17 protein-coding genes and 1 riboswitch are annotated in these 14,864 nt (G+C 51.7%); all 17 genes read left to right on the top strand.

The features are described from left to right. Positions 1 to 98 precede the first annotated feature (98 nt). The 17 genes from BLW29_RS05285 to ytfJ all read left to right on the top strand — a co-directional run bounded on the left by BLW29_RS05285 (position 99) and on the right by ytfJ (position 14,835). A complete protein-coding gene (locus tag BLW29_RS05285) occupies positions 99 to 1,289 on the top strand; it encodes a D-alanyl-D-alanine carboxypeptidase family protein (RefSeq protein ID WP_090976829.1) in 1,191 nt (396 codons plus the stop codon). Between the two features lie 209 nt (positions 1,290 to 1,498). Then, entirely contained in the window at positions 1,499 to 1,852 is a 354-nt protein-coding gene (gene spoIIAA, locus BLW29_RS05280) for an anti-sigma F factor antagonist (RefSeq protein ID WP_090976827.1), read from the top strand. Then, complete coding sequence (gene spoIIAB, locus BLW29_RS05275) at positions 1,849 to 2,295, top strand: anti-sigma F factor (RefSeq protein ID WP_090976825.1); 447 nt, start codon at positions 1,849 to 1,851, stop codon at positions 2,293 to 2,295. The genes spoIIAA and spoIIAB overlap by 4 nt, the downstream gene beginning before the upstream one ends. Positions 2,296 to 2,315: 20 nt before the next feature. Further along, positions 2,316 to 3,071, top strand: coding sequence for an RNA polymerase sporulation sigma factor SigF (gene sigF / locus BLW29_RS05270; protein ID WP_090976824.1), 756 nt, complete (start codon positions 2,316 to 2,318; stop codon positions 3,069 to 3,071). A 128-nt stretch (positions 3,072 to 3,199) separates the two neighbouring features. Then, entirely contained in the window at positions 3,200 to 3,874 is a 675-nt protein-coding gene (locus BLW29_RS05265) for a stage V sporulation protein AA (protein ID WP_090976822.1), read from the top strand. Then, a complete protein-coding gene (locus tag BLW29_RS05260) occupies positions 3,867 to 4,310 on the top strand; it encodes a stage V sporulation protein AB (RefSeq protein ID WP_090976820.1) in 444 nt (147 codons plus the stop codon). Before BLW29_RS05265 ends, BLW29_RS05260 begins: the two co-directional genes overlap by 8 nt. Before the next feature lie 30 nt (positions 4,311 to 4,340). Continuing rightward, entirely contained in the window at positions 4,341 to 6,065 is a 1,725-nt protein-coding gene (locus BLW29_RS05255; protein ID WP_090976818.1) for a spore germination protein, read from the top strand. 132 nt (positions 6,066 to 6,197) lie between these two features. Then, positions 6,198 to 7,529 (top strand): diaminopimelate decarboxylase, encoded by a 1,332-nt coding sequence (gene lysA, locus BLW29_RS05250; protein WP_090976816.1) that lies wholly within the window; start codon positions 6,198 to 6,200, stop codon positions 7,527 to 7,529. Positions 7,530 to 7,555: 26 nt separating this feature from the next. Further along, on the top strand, positions 7,556 to 7,987 hold the full coding sequence (locus BLW29_RS05245) for a peptidylprolyl isomerase (protein ID WP_090976814.1): 432 nt from the start codon (positions 7,556 to 7,558) through the stop codon (positions 7,985 to 7,987). Between the two features lie 132 nt (positions 7,988 to 8,119). Beyond that, positions 8,120 to 8,322: riboswitch (FMN riboswitch) on the top strand. Positions 8,323 to 8,473: 151 nt separating this feature from the next. Continuing rightward, positions 8,474 to 9,583 carry a bifunctional diaminohydroxyphosphoribosylaminopyrimidine deaminase/5-amino-6-(5-phosphoribosylamino)uracil reductase RibD gene (gene ribD, locus BLW29_RS05240; protein ID WP_090976812.1) on the top strand — a complete coding sequence of 370 codons (1,110 nt, stop codon included), beginning with the start codon at positions 8,474 to 8,476 and terminating at the stop codon, positions 9,581 to 9,583. 36 nt (positions 9,584 to 9,619) lie between these two features. Further along, positions 9,620 to 10,306, top strand: coding sequence for a riboflavin synthase (ribE, locus tag BLW29_RS05235; RefSeq protein ID WP_090976809.1), 687 nt, complete (start codon positions 9,620 to 9,622; stop codon positions 10,304 to 10,306). 41 nt (positions 10,307 to 10,347) lie between these two features. After that, positions 10,348 to 11,571 (top strand): bifunctional 3,4-dihydroxy-2-butanone-4-phosphate synthase/GTP cyclohydrolase II, encoded by a 1,224-nt coding sequence (locus BLW29_RS05230; protein WP_090976807.1) that lies wholly within the window; start codon positions 10,348 to 10,350, stop codon positions 11,569 to 11,571. Between the two features lie 86 nt (positions 11,572 to 11,657). Continuing rightward, positions 11,658 to 12,128 (top strand): 6,7-dimethyl-8-ribityllumazine synthase, encoded by a 471-nt coding sequence (gene ribE, locus BLW29_RS05225; RefSeq protein ID WP_090976805.1) that lies wholly within the window; start codon positions 11,658 to 11,660, stop codon positions 12,126 to 12,128. A gap of 38 nt (positions 12,129 to 12,166) precedes the next feature. Further along, positions 12,167 to 12,952, top strand: a complete 786-nt coding sequence (locus BLW29_RS05220; protein WP_090976803.1) for a segregation and condensation protein A — start codon at positions 12,167 to 12,169, stop codon at positions 12,950 to 12,952. Continuing rightward, positions 12,921 to 13,535: an SMC-Scp complex subunit ScpB gene (gene scpB / locus BLW29_RS05215; RefSeq protein WP_090976801.1), complete on the top strand. Its 615-nt coding sequence runs from the start codon at positions 12,921 to 12,923 to the stop codon at positions 13,533 to 13,535. The genes BLW29_RS05220 and scpB overlap by 32 nt, the downstream gene beginning before the upstream one ends. A gap of 69 nt (positions 13,536 to 13,604) precedes the next feature. Continuing rightward, positions 13,605 to 14,300, top strand: a complete 696-nt coding sequence (locus tag BLW29_RS05210) for a DUF2953 domain-containing protein (RefSeq protein ID WP_090976799.1) — start codon at positions 13,605 to 13,607, stop codon at positions 14,298 to 14,300. An 82-nt stretch (positions 14,301 to 14,382) separates the two neighbouring features. After that, complete coding sequence (gene ytfJ / locus BLW29_RS05205) at positions 14,383 to 14,835, top strand: GerW family sporulation protein (RefSeq protein WP_090977165.1); 453 nt, start codon at positions 14,383 to 14,385, stop codon at positions 14,833 to 14,835. Positions 14,836 to 14,864 lie beyond the last annotated feature (29 nt).

The raw sequence follows: 14,864 nt of genomic DNA, 5'->3' as shown, positions 1-14,864 counted from the left end.
GAATATTTTGCTGTTCACTCGTCCACACTAGGAAGGAGATATTAGCCGATTTGCGGCCATAGCTATGCCGCGGGCATCATTCAGGAGGAGAACAACCTATGATTATCAAATGGAAGAAATTGTTCGCCATCAGTTTAACGGCGATATTCGTTCTATCGGCACCTGCCGCAGCCTTCGCCAAAGAAGGAGCGGCGCCGAATGCGGCACCTGCTGCCGCTGCGGATCTGGCACCATCTGCCCGCTCCGCCATTCTTATGGACGCAGACAGCGGGACGATTATTTATGAGAAGAACAGCCATGCCGCTTTGCCGCCAGCCAGCATCACGAAGGTCATGACGATGCTGCTCATCATGGAGTCGCTGGACGAAGGCCGCATCAAGCTGACGGACAAAGTCGCCACGAGTGATTATGCCGCTTCGATGGGAGGCTCGCAAATTTTCCTAGAGCCGGGCGAGCAAATGAGTGTCGATGAGATGCTGAAGGGCATAGCGCTTGCATCTGGCAATGATGCTTCTGTTGCCATGGCAGAGAAAATCGCCGGAACGGAAGCCGCTTTTGTCGACATGATGAATAAACGCGCTGCCGAGCTTGGCCTGAAGAATACCCATTTTAACAATTGTAACGGGCTGCCAGCCACTGATCATTACTCATCTGCCCATGACATTGCGGTGATGTCGAGAGAGCTGCTGAAGCATTCCGAAATAACGAAATATACAGGGCTGTATCAGGATTACTTGCGTAAATCCAGCGAGAAACCGTTCTGGCTGGTCAATACCAATAAGCTTGTCCGTTTCTATACAGGAGCGGATGGCCTCAAAACCGGGTTTACCAGCGAAGCGAAATTCTGCTTAACTGCTACTGCCCGCCGTGACAATTTGCGTGTAATCGCAGTCGTGATGGGAGAGCCGAATACGAAAACGCGCAATGCCGAAGTTTCCCAAATGTTCGACTTCTCGTTCGCGCAATATATGAACCATACGATCTTCCAGAAAGGCGACGCGATGGGCGTTGTACCTGTCGAGAAAGGCGTAATGCCGGAATTGAAACTGACGGCGAAGCATTCCTATAGCGTGCTCCTGAAGAAAGGCAGCTCGGTGAAGGATATCCGTTACCAGCTGCAGCTTAATCCGCTTAAGGCGCCTGTGACCATTAACGACCCCATCGGGAAGTTGATCGTATTCCAAGGCGACCAAGTACTGACCGAGTTCGCTGTGGATTCCCCTGCTACTGTGGAGCGGGCCGGCTGGTGGACGTTGTTTAAACGGTCTTGCGGCAGTTTATTTAAGTAATTTTGTCGTTTGCAGACTGTGCTTCGGCGCGGTATTTGTCTGCTTCTAGCGCTCTGCTTCTAGTTTTGTCGGGGGGCAGGAAATGAAAGCTGAGGCGTAGAATTGCTTGTTCAACACTAACTTATCCATCGACGCTTGTCTTAGAGTCGCAGGTGGATAGCTTGTGCTCCGCAATAGCAGGGCAATAATCGTTAGGAGTGAACAACAGTATGAGCCTTCAGATTGAATTGGAGCATTATCGAAATGTACTGATCGTTAGACTGCGGGGCGAGCTTGATCACCATACCGCAGATGTTGTCCGGTTCAAGATGGAAGAAGCGATTCTGCATGGCAACAGCGCCCATATCATTCTCAGCCTGAAGGATCTGCAGTTCATGGACAGCTCAGGACTTGGCGTTATTCTCGGCCGGTATAAGCAGCTTAAGGCCAGAGGCGGCAAGATGGTCGTTTGCGACGTGAATCAGAGCGTCTATCGACTGTTCGAGCTGTCGGGATTGTTCAAAATATTGCCGATTCACGAGAACGAGCGGCTCGCGCTCACAAGTTTGGAGGTCGTTTCATGAACGGAAGAAATGAGATGACACTGTCGTTCTCCGCACGTTCGGAGAATGAAGCGTTCGCGCGTGTTGCGGTTGCGGCTTTCGTATCTCAACTGGACCCGACAATGGAAGAATTGAATGATCTGAAGACGGCTATCTCCGAAGCGGTAACCAATGCGATTATTCACGGCTATGACGGCGATCCAAACGGTGTCGTTACGATCGAAGGCTTCATTGACGGCGATATCGTGAAGCTTACCGTCCATGACAAGGGCAGAGGCATTGAAGATCTGGACCTTGCGCGCCAGCCTCTTTATACCTCCAAACCGGAAATGGAGCGCTCCGGAATGGGCTTTACGATTATGGAGAACTTCATGGATGGCTTCGATGTGTACAGCGAGCCGGGCAACGGAACGTCGATCGCGATGACAAAGCGCATTGAATCGAAAAAAGCGCTTTTTAATTAGGCGCATAGGGGTTGGACCGCATGGATGTCGATATGAAACAAACGGCGCAGCCTTATTTGGATGACTCCGAGGTCAAGCGGCTCATTGCGCTTAGTCAATCGGGAGACACGCTCGCGCGCGATACGCTCGTGCAATGCAACATCCGGCTCGTATGGTCCGTAGTTCAGCGGTTTATGGGGCGAGGCTATGAACCGGAAGATTTGTTCCAGATCGGCTGCATCGGCTTGCTTAAATCTGTCGATAAGTTCGATCTCTCCTATGAGGTGAAATTTTCCACCTATGCGGTGCCGATGATTATCGGCGAAATTCAGCGCTTCCTTCGGGATGACGGCACATTAAAGGTTAGCCGCTCGTTGAAAGAGACGGCCAATAAAGTGCGCAAGACCAAGGATGAGCTGTCTAAGGTGCTGGGTCGTCTTCCCACGATTAAGGAAGTGGCGGAACGGCTCGGGATCACGCCGGAGGATGTCGTCTTCGCACAGGAAGCGAATAAGCCGCCAACGTCTATTCACGAGACGGTATTCGAGAACGACGGTGATCCCATTACGCTGATGGATCAGATTGCTGACGAATCCCAAGAGCGATGGTTCGATAAGCTGGCGCTGAACGAAGCGATCGGCGGTTTGTCGGAGCGGGAGCGGCTCATCGTATTTCTCAGATACTATCGAGACCAAACCCAGTCGGAGGTCGCCTCGAGGCTCGGTATCTCGCAGGTGCAGGTATCCCGGCTTGAGAAAAAAATATTGCAGCTCATTCGCAATCAAATTGCGCAATGAATGCGGCTGACTAAAGTCAAATTGTCCAAAAGGGCAATTTGGCTTTTTTTGCTGTGTTTGTTCCGATTATCCTGCCCCTCCTTTAATCATACTAACAAGGAAATTCCGACTGGAAAGGGGGTGCCGGCATGAACGCTGACATGCAGCCCAACTTGTATTTGCGCCTACGCAAGCGGATTGGCATACGTCCGGGCGAGCACGTGACGCTGGGTCATGCCGCCCGCTTATTCTCAAGCGATGCTGAGCTGGAAAGCAGGCTTACGTCGCTCGTTCTTCACCGTCATTCAAGGAAGGACGGCAACCGCGTCGTCATTGATCTGCTCCAAATCGTCAAGCTGATCCGAGAAGCAGAACCAGGAACGCTGGTTGATTCGTACGGGGATCCGCAGGTGCTGGTCATCGTCGCAGACGCGCCGAGAAAGCCTCGTTATGTCATTCTCATCGTCACTTGGCTGCTGCTGTTCTTTGGCTCCGGTTTGGCGATTATGAATTTTCATACGGACGTCAGTATGAAGGAAGTCCATTCCCGTATCACGGAGATGGTCACAGGTACGAAATCGGAGCATCCGCTGTGGTTCCAAGTGCCATACTCCTTTGGGATTGGCATCGGGATGATGGTGTTCTTCAATCATCTGTTTCGCAAACGATTTAATGAAGAGCCTAATCCGCTCGAGGTGGAGCTCTATATGTATGAGGAGAATGTGAATGCATACGTCATAGCCGATGAAATGCGCAAGAAAAGCGAATCCGGTGAGGGCAGCTCTGCTTCAAAGCAGCCGGGAGCGGGGATTGACGATGGCTAGTGCAGCAGCGAATCTATTTGTCGCTATACTCGGTTTTGCTGGGGGACTTGGGGTAGGAAGTGCGCTTGTCGCATTGCTGATTGTTCTGGATGTGATCCCTAGGCTTGCTCAGCTGGCTTATGCGTACCGAAAGTCCATTTGGTTCGAAACGGCTGTCGTTTGCGGCGCCGTATTCTGGTCGCTTGCCGACTTCCTCGATTGGCGGATGATGCTGCCGAGGTCAGGGACATTGGTTGTTATTGGCAGTTTTGACGGCATATTTGTTGGGATGCTCGGTGCCGCGCTGACAGAAGTTATGAATGTGATTCCGATTTTGGCCAAACGAATGAGATTAAGCCGCTACATGGTTAGTTTGGTCATGGCCATGTTGCTTGGCAAAGTGACCGGATCCTTATTTGATTGGCTCGTATTTCAATGGATGGACGATGCATCGTAATACCGATTGGAAGGGAAGGAAGGGTTTGATATGAGTGGACGCGATACTGGCGACAGTGAAGAGCAAACAGGCTCTGGATTTAAGAAGCCCGTTCATGTTTTCTGGTATGACAACGAGGGCAAGTTGAACGAAAATGACGGGGAGAAGGAGGCGAGCGCGGATTCCCGTACCGGTGCTGATCAGCATGAGGATGACAGTGGCATCCAGTTCTCGGAGCCTCCGTTTGCGGAAGAAGATCAGCCGATTATCAGCCATCGCAAACGGCCGCAATTAAAGACCGAGAAACCTAAAGTCCCGATTCCTCTGAAGATGGACGAGTTCTTGCAGCAGCTGGAGGATGAAGTTGGCTTCAAAATGAGCTTCGATATTGTGGTCCGCGAAATGACCTTTGCAAACAAGAGGACCGCATTCTTCTTCATCAACGGCTTTGCGAAGGATACGGTGCTGACTGAAATTATTAAACGGTTGACCTACTTGGAATCGGAGGATCTCTCCACGGATGTCCTTCATGATTTTCTCGATCTCTATGTGTCGGCCGTACAAGTAGCGCAAGAGAATGACTGGGAATTGATGTTGAACAATGTACTCGCAGGCGGAACTGCGATGTACATAGAAGGTCAATCCACCGTACTGCTCATTGATGCCAAAGCCTTTCCGGCTCGGAATCCCGAGGAGCCATCGCTAGAGCGCGTCGTTCGCGGTGCACGGGACGGGTTCGTCGAAACGATGCTCGTAAACGTGACGCTTGTCCGCCGCCGGCTGCGGGATAAGAAGCTGCGCTATGAGATTATGCGAGTCGGGGAACGGACGCAGACGGATGTTTGTATCGCGTACATCGACGATATCGTTGATAAAGAGATGCTTAGCGCCATCAAGAAGAAAATCCAACAAATCAAGCTCGACGGATTACCGCTTGCAGACAAGCAGCTTGAGGAAGCCACGGTGAAGCGGGGCTGGAACCCGTTCCCGCTCGTGCGCTATTCGGAACGCCCGGATACGGTAGCTGTCCATCTGATGGAAGGGCATATCGCGCTATTCGTGGATACAACGCCGAGCGTGATGATTTTGCCGACGACGTTCTTTGATTTGACGCAGCATGCGGAAGAAAATCGGCAAACGCCGTTTATCGGCACCTATTTGCGCTGGGTCCGTTTCTTCGGGATTGCAGCCTCTTTGTTCCTGCTTCCGTTATGGTTTCTGTTCACGCTCAAGCCGGAGCTCAAACCGCCGGCGCTGGATTTCATCGGAGCGCAGAAGCCGGGCAAACTGCCGATGGTTGCGCAATTCCTCCTCGCAGAAGTCGGAGTCGATTTAATGCGGATGGCATCCATCCATACGCCGACTCCGCTTGCTACTGCGATGTCGTTGATCGCGGCTATCTTGATCGGCGATATCGCGGTCAAGACGGGATTGTTCGTCAATGAGGTCGTGTTGTATATGGCGATTGCTTCGATCGGAATGTTCGCGACGCCAAGCTATGAGCTAGGCCTTGCCAACCGAATCATCAGGCTGCTTCTTATCGTCGCAGTGGCGATTTTCAAGGTGCCGGGATTTATGGTCGCTACGACGGTCACCTTTATTATGCTGGTTCTGAGCCGCTCCTTTAACAGACCCTATATGTGGCCTCTTATCCCGTTTGACCCGAAAGGACTGCTCAGCATTATTATCCGCGTGCCGGTGCTGTCGAACCGGACTAGGCCGAATTTGCTGAAGCCGCAGCAGCGGGATCGAATGCCTACTGACAAGCATCGCTAAACGCTTTTGCAAAAAATGCAAATGAAATGTGGATTTATCCATTTCGGCCATTGACCGAATGCGCTATACTGATGTTAAATGGTGCAAACATAATCATTGGGAATTTCATGGGAGAAAACGGAGGAATATTACATGTACTTACACGGTACCAGCAAAATTAATGCACAAGGCCATCTGGAAATCGGCGGCTGCGATACGGCTGATTTGGCCGCACAATTCGGAACACCCCTATATATCGTCGACGAGGCGCTCGTTCGTCAGAGAGCACGTGAGTATGTCGAGTCTTTCCGCGCTTCGGGCCTTAAATTCCAAGTAGCTTACGCTAGTAAAGCATTCAGCGTAATGGCTATGTGCACGATCGCCGAGCAAGAAGGTCTGTCGCTGGACGTTGTTTCCGACGGCGAGCTGTACACAGCGATTAAAGCCGGCTTCCCGGCTGCACGGATTCACTTCCACGGCAACAACAAAACGCCTGAAGAGATCAACATGGCGCTTGATGCGAACATTGGCTGCTTCGTAGTCGATAACTTCAACGAATTGTACCTGCTTAACGCGCTGGCGGGCGACAAAGGCAAGAAAGTTAACGTATTACTTCGTATCACGCCAGGTGTAGAAGCACATACGCATGAATATATCACCACAGGCCAAACCGATTCCAAATTCGGCTTCGACCTTGGCAATGGCACAGCTTACACAGCGATTCAAGAAGCGGCTGCACAGCCTAACCTTGAGCTGCTCGGCGTTCATTCCCACATCGGCTCGCAAATCTTCGAAGTTGAAGGTTTTGCAATGGCGGTTGATAAAGTTGCCGGCTTCGCAGTGAAAGTACGTGAAGAGCTGAGCATTACGTTCCGCGTAATCAACCTTGGCGGCGGCTTCGGCATCCGTTATGTAGAAGGCGATACTCCGCTTCCGGTTTCGCAATACGTGAAAGCTATCACCGATTCCATCAAAACGAACTTCTCGGCAGCCGGCTACCCGTTTCCTGAGATTTGGGTTGAGCCCGGTCGCAGTATGGTTGGCGATGCGGGTACGACGCTGTATACGGTTGGGACAAGCAAAGATATCCCTGGCGTACGCAAGTATATTGCCGTTGACGGCGGTATGACTGACAACCCTCGCCCAGCGCTGTATGAGTCCAGATACGAAGCGGTTCTAGCTAACCGTGCTAACGATCCGCTTGAAGAAACCGTTACCGTTGCAGGCAAATGCTGCGAGAGCGGCGACAAATTGATCATCGATTTGGAGCTTCCTAAAGCCAATAGCGGCGACTTACTTGCTGTATTCTGCACAGGCGCGTACAATTATGCTATGGCGAGCAACTATAATCGCATTCGCCGCCCAGCTGTCGTCTTTGTAAAAGACGGTGCAGCTGACGTAGCTGTCAAACGGGAATCGCTTGACGATATTATCGGCAATGACGTCATTCCTGCGCGTATGCAGCAAACGTCGGCAGCTAAATAATAGGGTTTTGAGGAGGAAGCAATACAATGGCTAAACAAGCTAAGATCACAATGGAAAACGGTGCAGAGGTTCTTATCGACCTGTTCGAGAAGGACGCACCGAGAACAGTAGCAAACTTCGAGAAGCTGACTAACGAAGGTTTCTACAACGGTTTGAACTTCCACCGCGTCATTCCCGGCTTCGTCGCTCAAGGCGGATGCCCGAGCGGGACAGGCACAGGCGGTCCCGGCTACCAAATCGATTGCGAAATCAATCCGAACAAGCATGAGCGCGGATCGCTCGCAATGGCGCATGCCGGCCGTAACACCGGCGGCAGCCAGTTCTATATCGCTTACCAGCCGCAGCCGCACCTTGACGGCGGACATACCGTATTCGGTAAAGTGTCCAAAGGCATGGAGCATGTCGATGCATTCAAAGGCCGCGACAAAATGAGCAAGGTTGAAATCGTAGAAGTGTAAGAAATAAAGGGGCTGTCCCAGATCATCATTATGATGATAGGGACGGCCTTTTTTTGTCTCAAACCAGACACTCAACGGAAACAAGTTGCATTTTCCATGGCGAAGTGGTAACATTTCTTCAAAGTATTTGCGTTTTTCCTTCGGGGTCGGGTGAAAGTCCCAACCGGCGGTGATCAAAGGGCTGTGCTGCTCGTTCGACGAATGGCAGCCATCACTTTGTCAGTCCGTGACCCGGGTTACATTGTTCCAGACGCCTAGTGGCATGGAGCATGTGAAACGGTGGACCTGGTGTAAATCCGGGACCGACAGTAAAGTCTGGATGGGAGAAGGAGACAGTACGCGAATTCCATTTTTTCATTTCTCGCCAACTTTGTTCTTTTTTTCACAATGTTGCTGAGTTTGTTTAAATGTGTCTTCGAATACGTCCCTTTATGGTTTTTCACACCCATCACCCCGTTGGCCAACTGCCAAGGGGTGATTTTTGTTATGTCAATCGCAGTATTGAACGACGAAATGTATATGCGGCTCGCACTAGATATGGCGTCAAAGGCACAGGGGCAGACGGACATCAATCCGGTTGTCGGCTGTGTGGTCGTGAAGGAAGGCCGCATCGTTGGGCTTGGCGCGCATCTACGGCGAGGCGAAGGTCATGCAGAAGTACATGCGCTCAACATGGCCGGTGATCAAGCAGAAGGTGCGACCGTTTATGTCACGCTGGAGCCGTGCAGTCATCATGGCCGAACACCTCCTTGCTGCGACCGATTAATCGCCGCCAAGGCTGCAAGAGTAGTCGTAGCCTGCACGGATCCGAATCCACAGGTTGCCGGCCGCGGAATCGCGAAGCTGCAGCAGGCGGGCATTGAAGTCGAGGTTGGCATTCTCGGCGAAGAATCAACACGCATGAACGAAATGTTTAATAAATTCATCGTCACTCGACTGCCCTTCGTCACCATGAAATCAGCGATGACCTTGGATGGGAAGCTGGCAGCGAAGACGGGCGACAGCAGGTACGTCAGTGGTGCGGCGGCCAGAGAGTTGACGCACACGCTGCGGCATCGGCACATGGGTATCATGGTGGGAGTCGATACCGCGCTGGCCGATGACCCTGAGCTTACAACTCGGCTAACGGTACCTGCCGTGCATCCTGCTCGCATCATCGTAGATTCAACGCTTCGGCTGCCGCTTGAAGCCAGAACGATTCAAGACCGCTCTTCACGTGTCATTGTTCTTACGACTGAAGGCGCTGATTCGGCTAAAGAAGCTGCACTCGCAGAAGTCGGCGCTCAAGTGATCCGCTGCGGAAGCGGGAGCCGAGTAGATCTGAAGCTCGCCATGCATAAGCTCGGTGAACTGGAGATCGGCTCGATTCTGCTCGAAGGCGGCGGCAAGCTGAACGGGGCTATGCTGGAGCAAGGGTTAATCGATAAGCTGCTGCTCTTTATTGCGCCGAAGCTAATCGGAGGATCCGCCGCACCCGGCGTCTTCCAATTCGAAGGCTTCGACAAGATGTCTGAGGCCATCAGCTTGGAGGAGATGGCCATGGAAAGAGTCGGAGACGATGTGCTGCTCAGCGGCTATCTGCGCAATCGAAATTGAAGAGTGAAAGAGTGAAAGGGAGAGGGGGAGAAATCGTTGTTTACCGGACTTATTGAAGAAATCGGCACGCTGAAGAAGACGCATAAGCAAGGTGAAGCGATGGTCCTGACGATCGAAGCACCCCAAATTCTGAAGGATGCCGCTATCGGCGACAGTATTTCCGTCAATGGCGTGTGTCTAACGGTAACGGAGCTCAGTCCCACGATCTTCACGGCAGATGTCATGCCGCAAACGTTCCGGCACACGAATCTGAAGGATATCCGCCCCGGCGAACGCGTGAATCTGGAGAGGGCTATGCAAGCAGGCGGTCGCTTCGGCGGTCATATTGTACAGGGTCATGTTGATGGAACAGGCGAAGTGCTCAGTCGAGAGAATAATGTCAACGCGGTTGTGTTTACAATTAGGCCGCATGATTCCGGACTAATGCGCTATGTCATTCCACAAGGCTCCATTACGCTGGATGGCATTAGCTTGACGGTCGTGAATGCCAGCGTGAGCAGCTTCTCGGTTTCCATCATTCCGCACACGCTTCGCGAGACTGCTCTGCAATTGAAGCAAGCCGGCAGTGTCATAAACGTGGAGTGCGACGTGCTTGGCAAGTATGTCGACCACCTGCTTCATTTTAAAGGTGATCGCCCAGCTGATGGTTCAGGAGACAACAGGTCCGCGGAACCGAAGAGCAGCCTAACGGCAGCTTTTCTGGCAGAGAACGGATTTATGTAATAAATAGAGACAGACAGCCTTGATAAGGAGAGTGAGAAAATATGACTACAGAAGCATTTGATACAATCGAGGAAGCCATCTATGATTTGATATTAGGCAAAGCGATCATTGTCACGGATGACGAAGACCGCGAGAACGAAGGCGATCTAATTGCCCTTGCCAGTAAAGCAACGCCCGAGATCATTAACTTCATGATCACGGAAGCGCGTGGACTCGTCTGCGTACCGATTACGGCAGAACGTGCCGAGGAGCTGGATCTTCCGCCGATGGTGCAGCGCAACACGGACTATCACGGAACAGCTTTCACGGTGTCGGTTGACCATGCTTCAACGACAACAGGCATTTCCGCCTATGAGCGTTCTCAAACCATTCAAGCGTTAATGGACGGTTCAGGCGCGAAAGCGGACGATTTCAGAAGACCGGGTCACATTTTTCCGCTGATTGGCAAGAAAGGCGGCGTCTTGCGCCGGGCCGGTCATACGGAAGCAGCGATCGATTTGGCTCGCATGTGCGGTTCCAAGCCGGCAGCGGTCATCTGCGAAATCATTAAAGAAGACGGCTCCATGGCTCGCCTGCCGGATCTCATCGAATTCAAAGCGAAACATAATTTGAAGCTGATTTCCATTCAGTCGCTGATTCACTACCGCAATGAGAAAGAGAAGCTGGTTGAGCGCGTCGTGGATGTGAAGATGCCAACGGATTACGGCGTGTTCCGCGCAGTTGCCTACACCAACGAAGTAGACAACAAGGAGCATGTTGCTCTCGTTAAAGGCGAAATCGATCCGACGCAGCCCATCCTAGTACGCGTCCATTCCGAATGTTTGACCGGAGACGTGTTTCATTCCCATCGTTGCGACTGCGGTCCACAGCTCGAAGCGGCGCTGCGTCAAATTAATGAAGCCGGCAATGGCGTGCTGCTCTATATGCGTCAAGAAGGCCGTGGCATTGGCTTGATTAACAAATTGAAAGCTTATCAGCTGCAAGAGCAGGGATTAGATACCGTCGACGCGAATATTAAACTGGGCTTTGCCCCGGATTTGCGCGAATACGGTATCGGTGCTCAGATTCTGAAGGATCTCGGCATCCGCAAGATGCGGCTCCTAACGAACAACCCGCGTAAGATACGCGGATTGGAAGGTTACGGTATCGAAGTGGTCGAGCGTGTTCCGATTCAGATGGACGCGAACGAAGACAACAACGGCTATTTGCACACCAAAAAGTCAAAACTCGGCCATTTGCTGAAATTTGACGATTTGCCTCAATAAATCGCAATAACTCGCAACAACTCGTAATAAGTCTCAACAAACAAACTAACCTTGCTAACAAGGAAAACCGAGAGGATGAATTTTCAATGCCGCAAGTTTTTGAAGGACATTTAATTTCTGAAGGATTACGATATGGTGTAGTAGTAGGACGTTTTAACGAGTTTATTTCCAGCAAGCTGCTTGGCGGAGCACTCGATGCATTCAAACGTCACGGCGCAGCCGACAGTGAAGTGGATGTAGCATGGGTACCGGGCGCATTTGAAATTCCTTTGATCGCGCAGAAGATGGCCGAAAGCGGCAAATACGACGCGGTAATCACGCTTGGCGCCGTTATTCGGGGGTCAACACCTCACTTCGACTACGTGTGCAACGAGGCTGCGAAAGGCGTTTCCGCTATAGCTCTGAAAACAGGCGTGCCAACGATCTTCGGCGTTCTGACAGTAGATTCCATTGAGCAAGCCATTGAACGTGCAGGAACGAAAGCCGGCAATAAAGGCTGGGAAGCTGCAGTTACGGCCATCGAAATGGCGAACCTGACTAAAGTGCTTCAAGGCTAAGAGCGAAGACGAGAACATTGTAGGAGTTGGCTTTCACCATGGCGGTGACGTATAAGCTGGAATCGTTCGAAGGACCGCTCGATCTTCTGCTTCATCTCATCGATAAAGCAGAAATCGACATTCACGAGGTGTCCATCAGCGAAATTACGGATCAATATATGGACTACTTGAATGCGATGCAAGAGCTGGAGCTGGAGGTCACGAGCGAATTTCTCGTCATGGCGGCCACACTGCTTTCCATCAAAAGCAAACAGCTGCTGCCGAAGCCGCCGGTCATCGATCACGACGACTATAACGACGAATGGCCCGATGATGGGCTAGACCCTCGTGATGAGCTTATCGCGAAGCTGGTGGAGTACCGGAAGTATAAGCAAATCGCCGAGCAGCTCCGCGAACAGGAATTCGAGCGGAGTCTTGTCTATACGAAGGAGCCGGAGGATTTGACGCCTTTCATGAAGGCCATTCCGGAAAACCCGGTTAAAGGACTGAATATCGGCGACCTGATCGCAGCTTTTCAGAAGGCGCTGCGCAAAGCGTCAAGACGTAATGTCATTGCGACCATTCAGCGTGACGAAATTTCGGTCAAAGACCGTATACGCGATATTATCGAGGTGCTTCGCGAATTCGAAACGGTCCGCTTCTCCAAGCTGATCCGCGACGATATGAGCCGGCACGAGGTAGTCGTTACCTTCCTGGCGCTGCTTGAGCTGATGAAAATGAAGCATATTCGTTGTTATCAGCACAGCCTGTTTGAGGATATCGTCGTGCATTGGAGAGGAGAAGCAGTCGAAGGTGGATTTCTCGAAACTGAAGTCGATTATTGAGGGTCTGCTGTTCATGGCCGGGGATGAAGGGCTGACGACAAAGCAGCTATCCGAAATTCTAGAACTGGATGCAGCTGTGACGGCAGACATCGTGAAAGATCTCACGAAGGATTTAAAGAGCAAGAAGCGCGGCATACAGGTTTCCTTCGTTGCCGGTGCTTACCGGCTTACGACCAACCCTGCACATGCTGCTTACTTCGAGCGCATGGCGCACTCGCCGACTCGTTCAAGCTTATCGCAGGCGGCACTTGAGACGTTATCGATCGTTGCTTACAGACAGCCGATAACGCGTGTCGATATCGAGGAAATTCGAGGCGTGAAGAGCGATCGGGCGATTGCATCGCTGGTGAACAAAGATTTAATCGAAGAGATCGGCCGCGCCGAGCAAATCGGAAGACCGATTCTGTACGGCACGACGAAGTCGTTTCTCGATTACTTCGGACTCGCTGGTCTTGATGCGCTTCCGGAGCCATCGGCAGTCATCGACGATTCCTTGGACGAGCAGACGCAAGCGCTGTTCGAGAGGCTGGAAGGCCGTCAAATGACGCTCGAAGAGATGCCTTCGCCAATAGAAGAAAGCTAGAAACAAGAATGAGATTTGTCCGCTAGGTCATACTATATCCGACCAATTAAGGGAAACGGGGGAAACGCCATGTTAGGCTACCCGCTCGGATGGATGATCGGGACAGGTCTCTTTTTTTTGCTCTTGATCATTGCGTTATCGTCTCCCGTTGTGATTCGCGGCCATATGAAACGGATCGGCAACGACGATGATGCGGAATTGCGCATTCGGGCACTATTCGGTTTGATTCATTACCATTGGCAGCTGCCTATTGTGAAGTTCAAAGGAATGAGCATCGAATTGAAACAGGAAATGACGGCTGAGAATGCAGGCGGGGTTGATCTGGATGCCAAAATGAAAAACGTGGATTCGAATTCGATTCTGAAGTCCATCGACAAGGCGAATTTACTGCTCAAGCATACGGACGACATGCTGGGATGGGTTCGCATAACGCTGGGACATGTAAGACTGACGGAATGGCAATGGCGAACCGCAGTTGGGACAGGCGACGCGATGTGGACAGCCATGCTGACCGGCATGGTCTGGTCGGTGAAAACAACGACGATCGGCGTTCTGTCGCAGCTTGTTCGATTAACTGCGAATCCAAGCCTAGTCGTTGAACCGGTATACCAGAAGGCTCATTTCTCAACGGAAGGCCAATTCACCGCAAAGGTGCCGTTCGGTTATGCAATCTTTGCCATTATGAGGTTGTTCGGCCGGATTAAGAAGGCTAACGGCCTTCCTGGCGGTTTGCACGGCTTACAGCGTATTCTGCTCCGCGGTTGATTACATAATGCTCCTGAAGCAGGGGAACGATATGAACGGCAAGGTGCAGCTACCGACTTTGAACCAAGGAGGACTTTTTGAGATGACAGACCATCCGATTCAAGGCTTAATGCAGACAGCAATGGAAAATATCAAAGAAATGGTCGACGTAAATACGATTGTCGGTGATCCGGTCCAAACACCTGACGGCAGCGTCATCATGCCGATTTCGAAAGTAGGCTTCGGCTTTGTCGCAGGGGGAAGTGATATCCGGTTCGACGAGCACAAGCAAGGCGACACGCATAACGCAGCCGTTCAACTGCCGTTTGGCGGCGGAAGCGGCGGCGGGGTATCCATAACGCCAATCGCATTCCTTGTCGTAGGCACGCAAGGGGTACGCATTGTTCCGCTGGATAATCAGACTCATTTGATGGAAAAGGTCATTGATTCTGCGCCGCAAGTGTTCGAGAAAATTCAGAGCATGTTCAAAAAAGGCACGGCAAACAGTGACAGCGGGCTGGAATCAGTCCTCATCGAAAGTATGGATGGCCACTAATCGCATATGGAACCGTCCCTGCGGGGCGG

Source organism: Paenibacillus sp. CF384 (assembly GCF_900106745.1).
Classification (GTDB): Bacteria; Bacillota; Bacilli; order Paenibacillales; family Paenibacillaceae; genus Paenibacillus_Z.
The sequence above is the reverse complement of the archived record's forward strand: the minus strand, read 5'-3'. Positions and strand labels throughout refer to the sequence as shown.

Bases quoted from the DNA above. Each gene is read 5' to 3' on its own strand.
- BLW29_RS05285 (WP_090976829.1), top strand. From the start codon at position 99: ATGATTATCAAATGGAAGAAATTGTTCGCCATCAGTTTAACGGCGATA.
- spoIIAA (WP_090976827.1), top strand. From the start codon at position 1,499: ATGAGCCTTCAGATTGAATTGGAGCATTATCGAAATGTACTGATCGTT.
- spoIIAB (WP_090976825.1), top strand. From the start codon at position 1,849: ATGAACGGAAGAAATGAGATGACACTGTCGTTCTCCGCACGTTCGGAG.
- sigF (WP_090976824.1), top strand. From the start codon at position 2,316: ATGGATGTCGATATGAAACAAACGGCGCAGCCTTATTTGGATGACTCC.
- BLW29_RS05265 (WP_090976822.1), top strand. From the start codon at position 3,200: ATGAACGCTGACATGCAGCCCAACTTGTATTTGCGCCTACGCAAGCGG.
- BLW29_RS05260 (WP_090976820.1), top strand. From the start codon at position 3,867: ATGGCTAGTGCAGCAGCGAATCTATTTGTCGCTATACTCGGTTTTGCT.
- BLW29_RS05255 (WP_090976818.1), top strand. From the start codon at position 4,341: ATGAGTGGACGCGATACTGGCGACAGTGAAGAGCAAACAGGCTCTGGA.
- lysA (WP_090976816.1), top strand. From the start codon at position 6,198: ATGTACTTACACGGTACCAGCAAAATTAATGCACAAGGCCATCTGGAA.
- BLW29_RS05245 (WP_090976814.1), top strand. From the start codon at position 7,556: ATGGCTAAACAAGCTAAGATCACAATGGAAAACGGTGCAGAGGTTCTT.
- ribD (WP_090976812.1), top strand. From the start codon at position 8,474: ATGTCAATCGCAGTATTGAACGACGAAATGTATATGCGGCTCGCACTA.
- BLW29_RS05230 (WP_090976807.1), top strand. From the start codon at position 10,348: ATGACTACAGAAGCATTTGATACAATCGAGGAAGCCATCTATGATTTG.
- ribE (WP_090976805.1), top strand. From the start codon at position 11,658: ATGCCGCAAGTTTTTGAAGGACATTTAATTTCTGAAGGATTACGATAT.
- BLW29_RS05220 (WP_090976803.1), top strand. From the start codon at position 12,167: ATGGCGGTGACGTATAAGCTGGAATCGTTCGAAGGACCGCTCGATCTT.
- BLW29_RS05210 (WP_090976799.1), top strand. From the start codon at position 13,605: ATGTTAGGCTACCCGCTCGGATGGATGATCGGGACAGGTCTCTTTTTT.
- ytfJ (WP_090977165.1), top strand. From the start codon at position 14,383: ATGACAGACCATCCGATTCAAGGCTTAATGCAGACAGCAATGGAAAAT.